This window comes from Pseudomonas paeninsulae, from assembly GCF_035621475.1.
Taxonomy (GTDB): domain Bacteria; phylum Pseudomonadota; class Gammaproteobacteria; order Pseudomonadales; family Pseudomonadaceae; genus Aquipseudomonas; species Aquipseudomonas paeninsulae.
Window position 1 is genome coordinate 5172289 of sequence record NZ_CP141799.1, and the last position, 17030, is coordinate 5189318.

General features: G+C 62.9%; 14 protein-coding genes and 1 pseudogene. 6 read left to right on the forward strand and 9 right to left on the reverse strand.

The window, feature by feature from the left end:
• Positions 1-3: 3 nt before the first annotated feature.
• From VCJ09_RS23860 to VCJ09_RS23885, 6 genes are all read right to left on the reverse strand, one after another.
• Positions 4-1233 (reverse strand): MFS transporter, encoded by a 1230-nt coding sequence (locus tag VCJ09_RS23860; RefSeq protein WP_324732459.1) that lies wholly within the window; start codon positions 1231-1233, stop codon positions 4-6.
• Positions 1234-1530: 297 nt separating this feature from the next.
• Positions 1531-2442: a metal ABC transporter solute-binding protein, Zn/Mn family gene (locus VCJ09_RS23865; protein WP_324732460.1), complete on the reverse strand. Its 912-nt coding sequence runs from the start codon at positions 2440-2442 to the stop codon at positions 1531-1533.
• Positions 2439-3356: a metal ABC transporter permease gene (locus tag VCJ09_RS23870; protein WP_324732461.1), complete on the reverse strand. Its 918-nt coding sequence runs from the start codon at positions 3354-3356 to the stop codon at positions 2439-2441. Before VCJ09_RS23870 ends, VCJ09_RS23865 begins: the two co-directional genes overlap by 4 nt.
• Complete coding sequence (locus VCJ09_RS23875; protein WP_324732462.1) at positions 3356-4099, reverse strand: metal ABC transporter ATP-binding protein; 744 nt, start codon at positions 4097-4099, stop codon at positions 3356-3358. Before VCJ09_RS23875 ends, VCJ09_RS23870 begins: the two co-directional genes overlap by 1 nt.
• Positions 4100-4148: 49 nt before the next feature.
• Entirely contained in the window at positions 4149-5225 is a 1077-nt protein-coding gene (locus VCJ09_RS23880; protein ID WP_324732463.1) for a hybrid-cluster NAD(P)-dependent oxidoreductase, read from the reverse strand.
• Between the two features lie 196 nt (positions 5226-5421).
• Complete coding sequence (locus tag VCJ09_RS23885) at positions 5422-6270, reverse strand: LysR family transcriptional regulator (RefSeq protein ID WP_324732464.1); 849 nt, start codon at positions 6268-6270, stop codon at positions 5422-5424.
• 167 nt (positions 6271-6437) lie between these two features.
• On the opposite strand from VCJ09_RS23885, the gene VCJ09_RS23890 reads away from it, so the two are divergent.
• From VCJ09_RS23890 to VCJ09_RS23905, 4 genes are all read left to right on the forward strand, one after another.
• Positions 6438-7529 carry an amidohydrolase family protein gene (locus VCJ09_RS23890; protein WP_324732465.1) on the forward strand — a complete coding sequence of 364 codons (1092 nt, stop codon included), beginning with the start codon at positions 6438-6440 and terminating at the stop codon, positions 7527-7529.
• 16 nt (positions 7530-7545) lie between these two features.
• Positions 7546-7902, forward strand: coding sequence for a Rieske (2Fe-2S) protein (locus tag VCJ09_RS23895; protein WP_324732466.1), 357 nt, complete (start codon positions 7546-7548; stop codon positions 7900-7902).
• Between the two features lie 490 nt (positions 7903-8392).
• The gene (choX, locus tag VCJ09_RS23900) at positions 8393-9337 is read left to right on the forward strand and encodes a choline ABC transporter substrate-binding protein (RefSeq protein WP_324732467.1); all 945 of its coding nucleotides are present in this window, start codon (positions 8393-8395) and stop codon (positions 9335-9337) included.
• 286 nt (positions 9338-9623) lie between these two features.
• Entirely contained in the window at positions 9624-11357 is a 1734-nt protein-coding gene (locus VCJ09_RS23905; RefSeq protein ID WP_324732468.1) for a BCCT family transporter, read from the forward strand.
• A gap of 134 nt (positions 11358-11491) precedes the next feature.
• Here the strand turns inward: VCJ09_RS23905 and VCJ09_RS23910 are convergent.
• A pseudogene (locus tag VCJ09_RS23910) lies at positions 11492-11722 on the reverse strand (transposase); the annotation flags it as partial.
• Positions 11723-11801: 79 nt separating this feature from the next.
• A complete protein-coding gene (locus tag VCJ09_RS23915) occupies positions 11802-12776 on the reverse strand; it encodes a LysR substrate-binding domain-containing protein (RefSeq protein ID WP_324732469.1) in 975 nt (324 codons plus the stop codon).
• A 213-nt stretch (positions 12777-12989) separates the two neighbouring features.
• Between VCJ09_RS23915 and VCJ09_RS23920 the strand changes: the two genes are divergently transcribed.
• Positions 12990-14222 carry a TauD/TfdA family dioxygenase gene (locus VCJ09_RS23920; RefSeq protein ID WP_324732470.1) on the forward strand — a complete coding sequence of 411 codons (1233 nt, stop codon included), beginning with the start codon at positions 12990-12992 and terminating at the stop codon, positions 14220-14222.
• Between the two features lie 92 nt (positions 14223-14314).
• Here VCJ09_RS23920 and VCJ09_RS23925 read toward each other — a convergent pair whose 3' ends face one another.
• Entirely contained in the window at positions 14315-15220 is a 906-nt protein-coding gene (locus VCJ09_RS23925) for a LysR substrate-binding domain-containing protein (protein ID WP_324732471.1), read from the reverse strand.
• Positions 15221-15587: 367 nt separating this feature from the next.
• Here VCJ09_RS23925 and VCJ09_RS23930 point away from each other — a divergent pair, with 367 nt between their 5' ends.
• Positions 15588-17012 (forward strand): aspartate ammonia-lyase, encoded by a 1425-nt coding sequence (locus VCJ09_RS23930; protein WP_324732472.1) that lies wholly within the window; start codon positions 15588-15590, stop codon positions 17010-17012.
• Positions 17013-17030 lie beyond the last annotated feature (18 nt).

Sequence of the window (17030 nt, forward strand, 5' to 3'; positions counted from 1 at the left end):
TGGCTACTCGACTGCTCGATCAGCAACCGCATCGGCATCACCTACCGCCGTTTCCTGGACCATGGCCATCGCCACCTGGGACGCCGTAGCTGGAATGGCAACGCAATGGCCTTGCTCATCGAGTGGCACCGAGCGACGCTGGGTCATGCGATACAGGGCGAACACGCCGACGCCGGCATGCACCACGGCAAGAAACCAGAACAACCCGTTTGGCCCCACCAGGCCCATGGCAGCGGCGGCAATTGAAGGCCCCATGGTCGCGCCTATGCCCAGCGCCAGCACCAGGCTGCCGCTGGCCGCAACCATTTGTTTCGGCTCGAGGTTGTCGTTGGTATGCGACACGCACAGCGAATACATGGGAAAAGACAGACCGCCGAATAGAAATGCCGCAGCCAGCAAACTATTCGCGGATATCTGCGATGCCGGTATCGCAACCAGCGCCACTAGCGCGGCCAGCAGAGTGACCACGAGGATGACCCAGCGCCGATCATGCTTGTCGGACAGATGGCCAATCGGCCATTGCAGCACCACGCTGCCCAGCAGAATCAGGCCCATGAAGATGGAGATGTCGGAGAGCGGAAAACCGATCAGCCCCGCGTAGATCACCCCCACCCCCACGACCGCACCGTTGGACAAGCCGACGGCCATGCAACCGATCACGCCGAGGGGCGAGCTGTGATACAGCTGGCGCAGCCCCATAGGCGCCGGTGAGGCGAAACTCGGTGCCGGCGCAACGCTGAGCAGGACCGGCAACAGCGCGAAGGACAACAGCACCGAAATCAGAATGAACAGCTTGAAGCCGCCCGGATCGGCGACGTTGAGCAGCAACTGGCCGCAGGCCATGCCGCCGATCATGATGACCATGTACAGCGAAAGCAGCTGGCCCCGCGTCTGGTTGGTGGCGAGGGCGTTGAGCCAGCTTTCGGCGACTATGTACAGGCCGGCCATACAGAAGCCGGTGATCACCCGCATGATGAACCAGAGCGCCGGGTCGACGAAAACCGAGTGGAGCAACACCATGGTCGAAGCCAGTGAAGCCAGGGCCGCGAACACGCGCACGTGGCCGACCTTGGAAACGATCTTGGGGGTCAGGGTCGAGCCCAGCAGAAAGCCAACGAAGTAGGCAGACATGAGCAGCCCGGCGAACTGGGTGGAGAACCCCTCCAGAGTGGCGCGCAGACCGATGAGCGAGCCCTGCAAGCCATTGCCGAGCATGAGCAGCCCCATACTCATCAAGAGCGCCCAAGTGGCTTTTACTGCGACATACATACGTGAATCTCTCCCGAAACAGAGCGATTTAATCGCTTTTTAATCATTAGTCCTGAGGCGCAACTAGAGTCGCGCAAATCACCTCATATCCATCACGGAGCACGACTCCCAGATATCAATAGACGCCATAAACCTACAGATACACCAGGTAACCGCTGCCAGCTAAGCAATGGCTTACCACGCCCCAGCCAGCTGCACTTGATGCTTATCTGTTGGGTAATTCACGTCTTAACCACTGCCCGGATACGCCGCCCCAAGGCCCTAACGCAGGCTGGCCAAGATGGTCTCGACGTTCGACGCCAGCATGCCGGCATAGCTGTCACCGGGCGTGCCGGGCAGGCCCAGGGAGTCGGTGAACAGAGTGCCCGCGATGGCGATGCCGCTTTCGCGCGCGACCATCTGCATGCTACGCGGATCGACGCTGGTTTCCACGAACAGGGCCGGCACCCGGCGCCGCTTGAGCTGCTCGAGTAGGGCGATGACCTGCTGCGGTGTGCCCTGGTTTTCCGCGTTGATCTCCCAGATATAGCCGGCCTCGAAGCCGTAGGCGGCGCAGAAGTACTTGAACGCACCCTCGCTGGTGACCAGGTAGCGGCGCTCGACCGGGATCTGGGCGAAGTCCGCCATGGCCTTGCTGTGCAACTGTTGCAGCTGCTCGATATAGGCCGCAGCGTTGGCCTGGTAGGTCGCGGCGTTAGCCGGGTCGATCTGACTCAGGGCTACCTGGGCGTTGCGCGCGTACTGCATGCCGTTGCGCGCATCCAGCCAGGCATGGGGGTCTTCGGCACCGGCCTGACCGGTGGAGGTCAGGTACTGCGGGGCGACCCCGGCACTCAGGCGGAACACCGGGGCGTCCGCGCCCGACTTGCCAGCGGTAAGCAGCAGTTTGTCGAACCAGGCATTGCCGGCTTCCAGGTTGAGGCCGTTGTAGAACACCAGCTCGGCATCGCTGGTCTTCTGCACGTCCAGTGGCAGCGGATCGTACTCGTGCGGGTTGGAGCCCACCGGCGCCAGGCTGTGGATCTCCACCCGCTCGCCACCGACGTTGCGGACGATGTCGTAGAGAATCGAATAGGTGGTGACCACCTTGAGCTTGGCGCCGCTATCGGCCCAGGCCGGCGCAAGCCAAGGCCCGATCAGACCGAGGGCGATGAGTACCAGGGTTCTGATCATGGGCTCACCTCGCGTTCGATCATGGCGTTGTCAGAGTCATTGACGGAGCCGGCGGCGCATGGCGCCTGATGGCGCCGACGCCGGGCTTGCAGGCCGCGCCAGATCAGGCCCTGACTGGGGGACAGAAGCAGTGCGGTGAGGAACAACAGGGTCGAGGTCATGACGATGGTCGCGCCCGAAGCCAGGTTGTAGGTGAAGCTCAGGTAGATACCGCTGAAGGCCGAGACCAGGCCCAGGCCGGCGGCCCAGCAGATCATCAGTGATAGACGGTTGGTCAGCAGGTAGGCGGTAGCCGCCGGGGTGATCAACATGGCAACCACCAGGATGATGCCGACCGTCTGCAGCGAGGCCACGGTAACCAGGGTCAGCAGGGTCATGAGGAAGTAGTGGATCAGCTTGACCGGCAGGCCGTAGGCGGCGGCCATGGTGGCATCGAAGGTGCTGACCAACAGTTCCTTGTAGAACAGGTAGGTCGAGGCCAGCACCAGGGTGCCGATGATCAGGGTGATCCACATTTCCTCTGGGCGCACCGCCAGGACGTTGCCGAAGAGGATGTGGTAGAGGTCGGTGCTGCTCTTCTGCAGGGTAATCAGGATGATGCCCAACGCGAACGCGGCGGTGAACATCACACCGATTGCCACGTCGTGCTTGATCCGGCTGTTCTGGCTGACGTAGCCGATGGCAATAGCGGTGAGCAGGCCGGAAAGTACTGCACCGATCAGCAGGTTGATGCCCAACATGAACGACAGAGCGACCCCGGGTAGCACCGCGTGGGAGATCGCATCGCCCATCAGTGCCATGCCACGCAGGATGATGAAGCAGCCGATCACCCCGCTGATAATGCCAACCATGGCCGAGGTCAGCAGGGCCTTCTGCAGGAAGTCATATTCCACAACGGCTTGAAGGAAGGTCATCAGCAGGCCACTCCCAGTTGATTGGTAAAGGGCAAGTCGCCCAGATAAGCCTTGGCCAACGCATCCGGGGTGCATACCTCGGCGGCAACTCCGTAGTTGAGGATGCGCTTGTTGATCAGGATCAATCGGTCGAAATACTCGCAGGCCTTGCTCAGGTCGTGATGCACTACCAGTACCGTCTTGCCGGCGTCGCGCAGGGACTTGAGGATACCGATGATGGTGCCTTCACTGAGCGCGTCGATGCCGACGAAGGGCTCGTCGAGCAGGTACAGGTCGGCGTTCTGCACCAGCGCCCTGGCGAGGAACACCCGCTGCTGCTGGCCGCCGGACAGCTCGCCGATCTGGCGCCGGGCGAAGTCCTGCATGCCAACGCGGCGCAAGCATTCCAGCGCCGCCTGCCGTTCATGTTGTCCGGGCTTGTTGAACCAACCGAGGCTGGGGTAGGTGCCGAGCACCACGGTATCCAGCACATTGATCGGAAACTGCCAGTCGATCTCGCTGCGTTGCGGCACATAGGCGACCGTGCGGCGGGACTGCTGCAACGGCCGGCCGCAGATCTCGACGCGGCCGTGGTCACTGGGAATCAGCTCGAGTATGGCCTTGAGCAGGGTCGACTTGCCGGCACCGTTGGGGCCGATGATGCCGACCAGTAACCCCGCTTCGATACTCACACTGGCATCCTCGACGGCGTAGTGACCGGCGTAGGAGACGCTTAGATTTTCAACCCGCAGGGCCTGATGCATATCGGATACCTCTCTCGCATGGTCGGGCACTCGCGACGCCCGACGGGTCTCAGTAATCGAACTCCACGTCGCCCTCTGCATAGCTGCAGCAAGCCAGGACGTAACCCTCGTTGATCTCGGTGTCGCTGATGCCACCACTGTGGTTCATGCGCACCTCGCCACTGACCCGGCGCAGCTTGCAGGACCCGCAAAAACCCATGCGGCAGGCCGAAGGAATCCACAGACCGTGCTTGCCGGCGATGTCGAGAATGGTTTCTTCGGCGACCCCACTGACGCTCTTGCCGGCGCGGCTGAAGCTCACCCGGTGCGTGGCGGGTTCGCCCTCGCCGGTCGGAGCCGGGGCCGCCGCTACGGCGCCGCCGAAGCTCTCCTCGAAGTAGCGCTGCATCGGAAAGTCCAGGCTCTGCAGAATGCCGCGCACCGCACGCATATAGACTTCCGGACCACACACATAGACGGTGCGCTCGAACAGATCGGGGACCATCTGCTGCAACATGGCGGCGTTGAGGAAACCGCGGTAGCCCGACCAGGTCGCCCCGCTCAGGCTGCCCTCGCAAACCAGCGACAGGCGGAACTTCGGCGCACGCGCATCGATCGCCTGGAGCTCCTGGTGGTAGATGATGTCGTCCGGGGTGCGGGCGCTGTGCACGAAGTGCAGGTCGACATCGGCGGCGGTGTCATAGAGCCAGCGGGTCATCGACATCAGCGGAGTGATGCCGCTGCCACCCGAGAGCATCAGGGCCTTGTCGCAGGCTTGGTCGATGATATTGAAGTCGCCTTGCGGGCCCTGCACCGTGAGGCAATCGCCTTCATGGAAGTGCTCGTGCAGCCAATTGGACACCCGGCCGCCGGGTACCTTCTTCACCGTGATGGAGAAGTTGTAGGGCCGCGATGGCGGAGTGGAAATGGAGTAGCAGCGCACTTCCTGACGTCCGTCGATCTCCACCTTGAGGCTGACGTATTGGCCCGGTTTAAAGGTGAACAGCATCGGCTGGGTCGCGGCGAAACAGAACGACGCGACGTCGTGGGTTTCCTGGGTGATCTGGATGCAGCGCACTTCCAGCTCGCTGGCTGGCCAGAACGGCAGCGCGGGTAGCTGGATCGGGTCGATCGATAGGCTCTTCATGAAGGGGGGCCTCTTCTTCGTCTGCCTGGCGGCGGATTGCCGGCAGTTGGCTGTGAAGAGCCTATCAATCATCGTGATTGTTTATTTTTGCGATATTAATCGCTATTTACGATTGCCATGGCGAACGCACGCCAGCCGAGCGCAACGGCGGCGTCCGGTCAGCCCGCTGGCGGCCTCCTGGGCGAGGGCCGCACCCTCAGTCGAGGGCGATCAGGCGCAGGGCCTTGAGCGCCTTGCTGATCTGCGGCCGGTGGCGGTTCTTGCTGAGGAAGGAGACGAACACCGGCTGCTCAATCTGCGGCGCGTCGGCCACCGGGAAGAATTCGCCCTGCTCGATATAGGACTGCGCCAAGTCGGCCGGCAGGTAGGCCGCGCCACCGCGCCCGCGTAGATACTCGACGCTCATCACTCCCAGGCCCATGGAGACCGGTGCCAGCTGCAGCTGCGGCAGCAATTCACCGTGCCGGGCTACGAAATGCGGGGAGATGGCGACCAACACGTAGCTTTCCACACTGACCTCGGCGAGCGCCTGCGGTTGTGACGAAACCATCATGAAGCGCTCGTTGAACAGGTGCTGGATCTCCAGTTCTGGGCGGTATTGCGGGGTGTAGATCACCGCGATGTCCAAGTTGCCGAAGCTCAGCTCGTCGATCATGGTCTTCGAGTAGTCCGCCTCGACGTGGATGGCCGTCTTGGGGAACTCCTGGCGCAGCCAGAACACCCACTTGCTGATCAGGCGCTGCCACAGGCTCACCTGGGTGGCGATGCGCAGCCGGCCCTGATAGTCGCGCGGCATGCTGATGTCCTGGCGGGCCTGGTTCCAGCACAGCCGCAGGTTGGTGGCGTAGCTCTCGAAGCGCCGACCCTCGGCGGTCAGTTCGGCGCCAGAACGTCCGCGGATGAACAGCTGGGCACCTACGGCCGCCTCCAGGCTGCGGATGCGCATGCTCACCGTGGACTGGGTGACGCACAGGCGCTCGGCAGTGCGGTTGAAGTTTCGCGTCTCCACCAGATCGGCAAAGGTGTCCAGAAATTCGATCTTCATCCGCGGTATCCCAGGCAGGTCAATCAATCGTTATTTTGCATTTATACGGCATTCTTAATTCATTATAAAAATTTAAATCAAGCTCTTAGGATGGCAGTCATCACCCAGTCGTGGTGGCCGGGGTCAGCGTTGACCTGCCACTGCGAATAACCACAGGAGCCTGAAAGATGACCACGATCATCGACTGCGATTGCCACAACTACTGGATGTCGGCGGAGGTCTTGCTTCCCTACATGGACGGGATCTTCAAGGATTTCTTCATCCGCGGTGAACAGCCCGGCCCGGTTGGCGCCTTCCCCCACGGCCATCGTCCCTGGCTGCACCCGGAAGGCTTCAAGCGTGCGGACATCAACCCGACGACCCAGGAAGAGCACTACAGCATCATGAAGGAGAAGCATCTCGATCGTTTCAACATCGACTATGCGATCCTCACCGGCGACGAGGCCCTGGAGGCCTCGACCCTGGCCAACCCTTATTACGCAGCGGCGCTGGTGCGTGCCTATAACGACTGGATGGTCGATTACTGGCTGCCCAAGGACAGCCGCCTCAAGGGCTCACTGGTAATCAGCCCGACCGACCCGCATGGTGCGGCCGCGGAAATCCGTCGCCTCGGCGGCCATCCGGATATCGTTCAGGTACTGGCCTCGCATGGCTCCCAGCGCCCCTACGGCGACCCGTTCTACCACCCCATATACGAAGCCTGTGCGGAGATGGGCCTGCCGTTCGCCATTCACCTGGGCGGCCAGGGCGGGGTCAACAGCAATCCGATCGGCGCGGGGCCGACCACCTTCTTCTGGGAAACCCATGCACTGCTGCCGCAGTCGGCCATGACCCACGTGGCCAGCATGATCGCCCAGGGCGTGTTCGAGAAATGGCCGGACCTGTACTTCGTGGTTATCGAGTGTGGCGTGGCCTGGGTGCCGAGCTTGCTCTGGCGCCTGGATGCCAACTACAAGGCACTGCGCAAGGAAACGCCGTGGCTGAAAATGCTGCCCAGCGAGTACTTCAAGCGCAACATCCGTTTCACCACCCAGCCACTGGAGCAACCGGGCACCAAGGTCGAGCACCTGTGGGCGATTCTCGAGGCAATGGACGGCGAGAACACCCTGCTGTTTGCCTCCGACTACCCGCACTGGGACTACGACAGCGTCGAATCCCTGCACATCCCGCCGCAGTGGCGCGACAGCATCCTCGGCGGCAACGCCCTGAAGGTGTACTCACGCCTGCCTCAGCCCCAGACCCTGGCCAAAACCGCCTGATAGAGAGGAGACGCCCATGAATGCGAAGAAAGTTCTGGCCTGCAAGACCCATGAAGTCGCCACCGGCAAGCAGAAGATCGTCAAGCTCGGCAACCTGCCGGTCGGCATCTTCAACGTCGGCGGCGAATACCACGCCATGCTCAATGTCTGCCCGCACCGTGGCGCGTCGCTCTGCGAGGGACCGCAGTGCGGCACCACGCAGGAGACGCCGCACTACGAGTTCATCTACGGCCAGAAGGATGACCTGGTGCGCTGCGCCTGGCATGGCTGGGAATTCGAGATCAAGACCGGCGAGTTCATCGTCGACCGCAGCATCAAGGCCAAGACCTATCCGATCAGCGTCGAGGGCGAGGATATCTACGTCCACATCTGACCCCTCGGGGTGCCCGGAGCAGGGCGGTTGCCGACGCCAGAAAGTCGCTGGCAATCGCTCATGCCGAGGACTCCGCAAGATCGCTGCGTTGAAAATAACGCTATATGGACAAGCCAGGCATTAGCCTAACTTGGCCTTAGCCTGCGATTTGATCGTTTGTCAGCCACCCTGCCAGGCCGCACTCTTGATCTGCATCAAGATTTGAGCCGAGTGCACCCCTCACGGACGGTCGGGCTGCATTGCTATCGCTGTACTTGAACGGAGAGACCCGATGACGGCCCACCTCCCCCGCTGCTCCCGCAGAAAACATGGGCAGCCCAGTCGACATTGAACAATACGCCACCCGTGCCATTGCACAGCCGCACGGCGCCGAGTGTACCCGCCGGCCGGCACTGCCCATCGCGCCCCCAGACGGGGCCATCTCCGCGCCTGCGGCGCCGGGCCGTGATCGGCGCCCTCGCCACAGCCTCAACCACACGAGACGACAACAATGACAAAAACCAATCGCTCTGCTTTATTGGCACTTGCACTGACGCTAGGCGCCAGCCCAGCATGGGCCCAGGAAGCGCCGTCATGCCAGACCCTGCGCATGGCCGACGTAGGCTGGGTGGACAATGGCGCCATCAACGGCCTGACCATGGCCGTGGCCGAGGGGCTGGGTTACGAGACGAAAGTCACGACCCTGAGCCTGCCGATCATTCTGATTTCCTTGCAGAAGAAAGATATCGACGTCTTCCTCGACTATTGGTCGCCGGCCTCCGACCCACTGTTCCAGCCGGCGGCGGCGAACAACAGCGTAACCCTGCTGCCGGAACCCAACCTGACCGGGGCCAAATTCACCCTGGCGGTGCCGAGCTACCTGGCGACAGACGGACTCAAGGACATGAGTGACATCGCCCGCTACAAGGATCAACTCAAAGGCAAAATCTACGGCATCGAGTCTGGAGCCGGCGGCAACCAGCTGATCAGGACCATGATCGACGAAAACCGCTACGGCCTCGGCGACTTCCAGCTGGTGGAGTCCAGCGAGACGGCCATGCGCCTGCAAGTCGCGCGGGCCATCCGCAAGCAGGAGCCGATCGTCTTCCTGGGCTGGGCGCCACATCCGATGAACCTGCAGTTCGACATGACCTACCTCAGCGGTGCCGACGACCTGTGGGGACCGGGCGGTGGCGCGGCCAAGGTCCACACCGTGATGGCCAACGACTACCAGACGCGCTGCCCGAATGCCGCCAAGCTGGTGAGCAACATGAAGTTCGACATCCCGATGGAGTCGCACATGATGGAAAGAATCATGGCCAAGGAGCCTGCTGTGCAGGTCGCCAAGCAATGGATCGCGAAGAATCCGCAGTGGCTGGACACCTGGCTGGAGGGCGTGACGACCTTCGACGGTCAGGATGGCAAAGCCGCAGTGATCAAGCACCTGAAGCTGTAATCCGCTGAGCGTGCGCCGGGCCAGCGTCCGGCGCGCGCTGCCCGAGCACGGTTCATTGAGAGCAGCAGATCAGCTCTCCTAATTAGCAATGAAGCTCAGCCCGCGCCATTGCAAACTGGGCGGGGATCACAATGCGGCGTTTTTCCGGCTAACCGTGCCAATGAACTGCAGGTAAGTCCGTATTTTTCGTCTCCCGGTCCGTTCGTGTAGGGCCGCTGGCGGTAGTAGCTGAAGATCATTGCTAATCAGAAAAAACTCACCCAACACATTCTGACGAGAAAACTCCATGTTCCCCAACGAACGTCTAGATGCGCTTATCGAGCAGAGGGGCATATTAAAAGGATTGAACCCCACACTTGGCATAACCGCCATCACCATGATCGTGTTTTTCATGCTTTATGCGATCTTGCTCGGCAAGACGGCCAGCGAACAGTTTATTGGGCTGAAGACCTGGATCGAAAGCACCTTGGGCTGGTATTACGTGCTGATGATGTTTCTGGCCTTCGCGGTCTGCATGTACATCACATTTTCCCGCCTCGGCAGAATACGCCTCGGGCGCGATGACGAAAGGCCTGAGTTCAGCAATTTCGCCTGGTTCTCGATGCTTTTCGGCTGCGGCACCGGCGCCGCCTTGCTGTTCTTCGGCGTATCCGAGCCGATGACTCATTTCGCCAGCGACTGGAGCGGTGGTAATCCCTTCCTCAGCCATGAGGTCAAGTCCGCAGTCGCCGCCTTCTTCGAGGCTAAGCAAGTCGCTCTGGAACAGGGTCTACGGCCCGGTGATGCGGGCTTTCCGGTGCCCAGTGACCTAGTAGCCGAAGCTGCAGTCGGCGGTATCAAACTGACGATCTTCCACTGGGGCGTCAGCGCCTGGGCCATGTACGGCATCGTCGGCGTATCGCTGGCCTACTTCGCCTTCCGCAAGGGGTTGCCGCTGTCGATGCGCTCAGCGCTCTATCCGTTGATCGGCAACAAGATCTACGGTCCAATCGGCCATACCGTAGACATCCTGACCGTATTCGGCACCATCTTCGGCATCTCCACGACGCTCGGACTTGGGGTCGAGCAGATCTCAGCCGGGCTGATATCGCTAGGCCTGTTGGCGGAAAAATCCCAGACCGTCACCGTGCTAACGATCGTCATCATCACCATAGCCGCCACCGCCTCGGCGACCAGCGGGGTCGCCAAGGGCATCAAGATGCTGTCGACGGCGAACACCTGGATCTGTATCGCGATGCTGTCCTACTTCATGCTGGCCAGCGACGCCAATTACCTGATCGCCAGTACGGCCACCGCCCTTGGTGACTACATCTCCGACGCCGCTTCCATGATGCTCTGGACCGCGCGCAGCCCCGAAGAGCGCGCCTGGCAGGGCGGCTGGACCATTTTCTACTGGGGCTGGTGGATCGCCTGGTCCGGTTTCGTCGGCATGTTCATCGCGCGCATATCCCGCGGCCGCACCATCCGCGAGTTCATGCTCGGCGTCATGTTCGTCCCATCGCTCGTGGCTCTGGTCTGGTTTGGCGTGCTTGGTTCCGCCGGTATTTACGAATCCATCTACGGCGCCGACATGCGGATCTACGATACCGCCGTCAACAACTCGGACTATGCCGGTGCTTTATATGCCACATTCGACGTGCTGACGCCGGGCATCATCGGCACGCTGGCCAAGGCTTTGGCGCTGGTGGTGGTAGTGATCTTTTTCGTTACCTCCGCCGACTCCGGTACCTTAGTGCTGGGTCGGCTGCTGGCGTTCGGCCGTCGCCCTCCGGTGCAGCAGCGCATCATCTGGGGCTCGGTGCTGGGCGCAGTCACGCTCATCTTGCTGCTGCTCGGCGGTGACCAGGCCATGAAGTCGCTGCAGGCGGCGTCGACCGCCGGCGCCCTGCCCTTTAGCTTCGTACTGCTAGGCATGATGGTGGGGCTGATAAAGTCGCTGCGCCACGACGGTGAAACCATGATTGGCAGCGAAGAGCACACCAAACGCATGATCGAGCGGGAGATCGCCGACCTGTCATAGAGCCCTGAGGAGCCCTTTCGGGGTTCCTCGGCCTGTATCCACCGAGGGTGATGCTGCGAATCACACTGCGCTCTTCCGGGCGGCAGGCGCGTTCCGAGGCGGCGCGCCGCCCGCGAGGTGGTCATCGCCTGGCAGAGCGCCGAGCGCCCGGTTTTGGCCTGACTGATGAGGTAGATCGCCAGGAACCATAAGGTCTGCGGCAACGTGCTGCCCTGCATCACGGTGCCAGCACGGCGGGGACAACGAAAGCCCTGTGGCCAACGCGCTTGCTCCAATGCTATCGCGCATTGTATTTCGGTTCCGCAATGCTTGAGAAACCCAGGCAAAGACAGACCGAGTTGGAACTGGATACGGTTCATCGGCATGACGCTCACCTCGCACGCTGTTTATGCGCACAGTGCGGGCAACGATGGGTCAGTATGAAGCCCTAGCTGAAGGTCGTTGCTAATCAGGCCAGCTCTTACTGTGGCTCACCAGCCAGTCCCAGAGTTTCTGTGCCGGCTCGCGCAACTGACGGCGCAGCGGACGCACCAACCAGAAACGCTCCGGCGTGCTCACGCACAGATCGAACACCGGCACCAAACCGTGGCGCACTTCGCGCTGCCAGCGCATAAACAGATTGCGGTGCGCCAGGGCGATACCCATGCCCTGGCGCGCCAGCTCCAAGGCCATCACCTGAGTGTCGCAGCTGACCCGGCGGGTTCGCCGCTCCAGCTCGGCCACACCCGCCGCCTGCAGCCAGGCGCGCCAACCGACGGCGAAACCGACCGAGTGCAGCAACGTCTCGCCGGCCAGATCCTCCGGACGTTGCAAGCGAGCCGCCAACTCCGGCGCCGCCAACGCCATCATCTGTTCCTCGCCCTCGCCCAGCGCGATGCACTCCAGTTCGCCCCAATCGCCGCGACCGTAACGGATTTCCATGTCAGCGCCCTCGCTGCCGAAGTCGGTGGTCCAGAAGCCGCTGGCCAGGTGCAGGGCCACCTCGGGATGGGCCTTATGAAAAGCCACCAGTCGCGGCGCCAACCACGCCTGTTGCGCCAGTGGCGTGGCGCGCAAGGTGACCGGCGCATCGCGCGACAGCCCGAACACCTCGGCCGTGCTGTCACGCATACGCACGAAGGCGGTCTGGATAGAGGGCAGCCAGGCCTGGCCGGCCAGGGTCAGACTCAGGCTGCGCGGATGGCGCACGAACAGCGGCTGACCGAGACGATCCTCCAGCAGGCGGATGCGCTGGCTAACGGCCGACTGGGTGATGTTCAGCTCGCGGCCGGCGGCGGTGAAACTCAAGGTCCGCGCGGCCACCTCGAAGGCCTCCAGCCAGAGCAGAGGCGGCAGGTCATGGGTCAGCCCCGGCAAAGCCAAATGATCGATCATGGCTGTGCTGGCACTGGCCGAAACGGGTCGAGGGGAGTCGCTCATCGTGATGGCTCCTGGAACAGGGACGGTGCAGCGACGATAGCGCCTTATGACAAAGAAAGGTATTAGCCTAGCTTGGCCTTAGAGCGCGAATTGATCGTTTGTCACCCTCCCCGCCAAGCCTCACGCTTGATTGCACCGGACATGCGCCGAACACCCCACTTCACGGCCAACCGAGCCACTTTTACGCGCGCTGCGCTTTAGCGGAGATACCTGATGACTGACTGCCTCCCCCCCCCAGCTGCCGCCGCCGATAGCCTGAGCAGCTCAGTCGACATGAAGGAATACGGCGCCTACGCCCATGCACTGCCGATCGTGGCCGCCCACTGCGCAGACGACTGCGTGCACGTCGACTGGCAGCTGCTGGAGACCCGCGAAAGTGCGGCATTTCCGCTGCTGTGGCTGCGCGACCACTGCGCCTGCGACGCCTGCCGGCATCCACAGACCTACGAGCGCACCCAGTTCATCATCGACCTCGACCCCAGCTGCCTGGAGGTTGCCCCGGCCATCAGCATAGAAGGCGGCCATCTGGCGCTGACCTGGAGCGACGGCCACCTGAGCCGCTTCGATTCCGGCTGGCTGTATCGGCTGCGCCCGCAGCAGCAGGCCTGGCAGCCGAGCCTGGTGCCGGCGAACGTCGCCTGGGCGGAAGACTTCAGCGCTCATCGCAGCGACTTCGCCGACTACATGGCCGGCGGCAGCGCCCGCCTGGACTGGCTGCATGCGCTGTGCCGCGACGGCTTCGCGATCCTGCAGAACGGTCCGAGCGAAGGCGGCGAGATCGATCAGGTCGCGGCCACCATCGGCCCGATTCGCGCCAGCAATTTCGGCGGTCGCTTCGAAGTCTTCAGCAAGCCCAAGCCGAATAATGCTGCCTACACCGCGCTGGGCCTGGAGTGTCATACCGACCTGACCAACTGGAAGAATCCGCCGGATATCCAGATGCTCTACTGCCTGGCCAACGACGCCCAGGGCGGCGAGTCGATCTTCGCCGACGGCGTTGCCGTGGCCGAGGCCCTGCGCGCGCAGGACCCGCAGGCCTTCCGCCTGCTGGCCGAAACGGCCATCGATTGCCGCTTCGCCGACGAGGAGACCGACCTGGTGGTGCGCGCCACGGTGATTCACCTCGACGAACACGACCAAGTCATCGAGGTGCGCTTCAACAACTGGCTGCGTGACAGCCTGCGCTTACCGACGGAGCAGATCATGCCCTGGTACCGTGCCTACCTGGCCTTCTGGAAGATTCTGCGCTCGCCACGTTACCGCCTCGACCTGCGCCTGGCCGCCGGCGAGATGGTCGCCTTCGACAACCGCCGGGTCATGCACGGGCGCAAGAGCTTCGATCCGCAAACCGGACGCCGCCACCTGCAGGGCTGCTATGTCGATTACGACATGGTCGAGTCGGCCCTGCGGGTCACCGCCCGCCAGACTGGTGGCGCAGCGACCTGATTGCACGCGCGGCAACCCGGCTGAAGAAATAGACAATGCCCGCCTCGTGAGAGACGGGCATTTTCCGTTTTCCAGGACGGCATGCCGCCGCCTCAGCGCCCCAGTTCACCGCTTTCCAGCCTGCGCCAGAGCAGGCGCACCGCCGCCTTACGCACCAGGGCGCAGCGGTACAGGCGAATCTCCAGCGGCACCTGCCAGGGTTCCCCGCCACACACCACCAGCTCGCCGCGGGCCAGTTCGGCGGTCACGCTCAGGCGCGGCACCCAGGCCACGCCCATGCCTTGCAGGGCCATGCTCTTCAGGCTATCGGCCATCGCCGTCTCGTACACCGTGGTCGAGCGCAGCACGCGCTGGCGCAGCAGCAGGTTGACCGAGCGACCGAGGAAGGCGCCAGCCGTATAGGCCAGCAACGGCACACTGTGGCCGCTGTCGAGATCGAACAAGGGCTGCCCCGCCTCGTCCACCGCGCACACCGGCAGCATCGAGGTCAGGCCCAGGTGCAGCGAGGGAAAGATCTCCGGGTCCATTTGCAGGGCGGCGTCGGGGTCGTAGTAGGCGAGGATCAGGTCGCAACTGCCTTCGCGCAGCGCATGCACCGCCTCGCCGACGTTGGTCGCCACCAGACGGGTAGCCAGCGGCAGGCCTTCGCGGCGCAAGCGGGCGATCCACTCGGGAAAGAAGCCCAGGGTCAGCGAGTGCGCGGCGGCGATCTGCAACATCTCGCCCTGCTTGCCCTCGATGTTGTGCAGATGGCGCACCACCTCACCGAGTTGCTCGACCAGACTGCGCGCGGTAACCAGGAACAGTTGCCCCGACTCGGTCAGCTCCACCGGGGTGCACGAACGATTGACCAGGGTCAGGCCGAGCATCTGCTCCAGCGCCTTGATCCGTCGACTGAAGGCCGGCTGCGTGACGAAGCGCTTCTTGGCGGCCTGGGAAAAGCTGAGGGTGGCGGCCAGGGCAACGAAGTCCTCCAGCCATTTGGTTTCCAGGTTCATGGATCGTTTCCGTAGATACTCTGTTGAACGTCAAGCCTCAGCCCGTCCCGTAGGCTGGGTCGGGCCGCGCAGGTTGCCGCCTGCCGCCATTGCCAAGCATCACGCCACTCGAGACGCGGCGTGGCCGGCGCAACGCGGTCGATCGCCTGGTGGGTTACACGCCGCGCCACAAGCGCATGCTGAATCTAGGCCGGAGTACGGCGCCGCCAACCCACCCTACTACGCTCGCCGTCAATTCGCCGTCACGCCGACATTATGCCGATTATGCATACCCCAGCGCTTAACAGCATTGGCCTGTATTCGAGCGCAACCCTTATTCTAGAAGGCATCGCGGCACTCGTCGCCTCCCCAAGAGAACCTAGCCATCATGTCCGCTGTTGCATTATTTCGTGTCGAAAAAGACCTGCTCGGTACCCTAGAAGTTCCCACCGAGGCCTACTACGGCATCCAGACTTTGCGCGCCGTGCACAACTTTCGCCTGTCCGGCGTACCCTTGGCGCACTATCCGAAACTGGTGACGGCACTGGCCATGGTCAAGCAGGCGGCGGCCGACGCCAACCGCGAACTGGGGCATCTCAGCGCGGCCAAGCACGCGGCGATCAGCGAAGCCTGCGCACGCATCATCCGCGGCGATTTCCATGAAGAATTCGTGGTCGACATGATCCAGGGCGGCGCCGGCACCTCGACCAACATGAACGCCAACGAGGTGATCGCCAACATCGCCCTGGAAGCCATGGGCCACGCCAAGGGCGAGTACCAGTACCTGCACCCGAACAACGACGTGAACATGGCCCAGTCGACCAACGACGCCTACCCGACCGCCATCCGCCTCGGCCTGCTGCTCGGCCACGACACCCTGCTGGCCAGCCTCGACAGCCTGATCGGCGCCTTCGCCGCCAAGGGCGAGGAATTCGCCCACGTCCTGAAGATGGGCCGCACCCAGTTGCAGGACGCGGTGCCGATGACCCTCGGCCAGGAATTTCGCGCCTTCTCCAATACCCTCGGCGAAGACCTGGCGCGCCTGCGCAGCCTGGCGCCGGAACTGCTCACCGAGGTCAACCTGGGCGGCACCGCGATCGGCACCGGGATCAACGCCGACCCGCGCTATCAGCTGCTCGCTGTCGACCGCCTGGCGGCGATCAGCGGCCAGCCGCTGGTGCCGGCCGCCGACCTGATCGAAGCGACTTCGGACATGGGCGCCTTCGTGCTGTTCTCCGGCATGCTCAAGCGCACCGCGGTCAAGCTGTCGAAGATCTGCAACGACCTGCGCCTGCTCTCCAGCGGCCCACGCACCGGGATCAACGAGATCAACCTGCCGGCGCGTCAGCCGGGTAGCTCGATCATGCCGGGCAAGGTCAATCCGGTGATCCCGGAAGCAGTCAACCAGGTGGCCTTCGAGATCATCGGCAACGACCTGGCGCTGACCATCGCCGCCGAGGGCGGCCAGTTGCAGCTCAACGTCATGGAGCCGCTGATCGCCTACAAGATCTTCGACTCGATCCGCCTGCTGCAGCGCGCCATGGACATGCTGCGCGAGCATTGCATCGTCGGCATCACCGCCAACGAGGCGCATTGCCGGGCGTTGATGGAAAACTCCATCGGCCTGATCACCGCGCTCAACCCCTACATCGGCTACGAGAACGCCACGCGCATCGCCAAGCTGGCCCTGGAAAGCGGCCGCAGCGTGCTGGAGCTGGTGCGCGAAGAGAAACTGCTGGACGACGCCACCCTGGCCGACATCCTCCGCCCGGAGAACATGATCGCCCCGCGCCTGGTGCCGCTGCAGGCCTAAGCACTCGATCCCAGCCCC

Bases quoted from the DNA above. Each gene is read 5' to 3' on its own strand.
- VCJ09_RS23860 (WP_324732459.1), bottom strand. From the start codon at position 1,233: ATGAGTATGGGGCTGCTCATGCTCGGCAATGGCTTGCAGGGCTCGCTC.
- VCJ09_RS23865 (WP_324732460.1), bottom strand. From the start codon at position 2,442: ATGATCAGAACCCTGGTACTCATCGCCCTCGGTCTGATCGGGCCTTGG.
- VCJ09_RS23870 (WP_324732461.1), bottom strand. From the start codon at position 3,356: ATGACCTTCCTTCAAGCCGTTGTGGAATATGACTTCCTGCAGAAGGCC.
- VCJ09_RS23875 (WP_324732462.1), bottom strand. From the start codon at position 4,099: ATGCATCAGGCCCTGCGGGTTGAAAATCTAAGCGTCTCCTACGCCGGT.
- VCJ09_RS23880 (WP_324732463.1), bottom strand. From the start codon at position 5,225: ATGAAGAGCCTATCGATCGACCCGATCCAGCTACCCGCGCTGCCGTTC.
- VCJ09_RS23885 (WP_324732464.1), bottom strand. From the start codon at position 6,270: ATGAAGATCGAATTTCTGGACACCTTTGCCGATCTGGTGGAGACGCGA.
- VCJ09_RS23890 (WP_324732465.1), top strand. From the start codon at position 6,438: ATGACCACGATCATCGACTGCGATTGCCACAACTACTGGATGTCGGCG.
- VCJ09_RS23895 (WP_324732466.1), top strand. From the start codon at position 7,546: ATGAATGCGAAGAAAGTTCTGGCCTGCAAGACCCATGAAGTCGCCACC.
- choX (WP_324732467.1), top strand. From the start codon at position 8,393: ATGACAAAAACCAATCGCTCTGCTTTATTGGCACTTGCACTGACGCTA.
- VCJ09_RS23905 (WP_324732468.1), top strand. From the start codon at position 9,624: ATGTTCCCCAACGAACGTCTAGATGCGCTTATCGAGCAGAGGGGCATA.
- VCJ09_RS23915 (WP_324732469.1), bottom strand. From the start codon at position 12,776: ATGAGCGACTCCCCTCGACCCGTTTCGGCCAGTGCCAGCACAGCCATG.
- VCJ09_RS23920 (WP_324732470.1), top strand. From the start codon at position 12,990: ATGACTGACTGCCTCCCCCCCCCAGCTGCCGCCGCCGATAGCCTGAGC.
- VCJ09_RS23925 (WP_324732471.1), bottom strand. From the start codon at position 15,220: ATGAACCTGGAAACCAAATGGCTGGAGGACTTCGTTGCCCTGGCCGCC.
- VCJ09_RS23930 (WP_324732472.1), top strand. From the start codon at position 15,588: ATGTCCGCTGTTGCATTATTTCGTGTCGAAAAAGACCTGCTCGGTACC.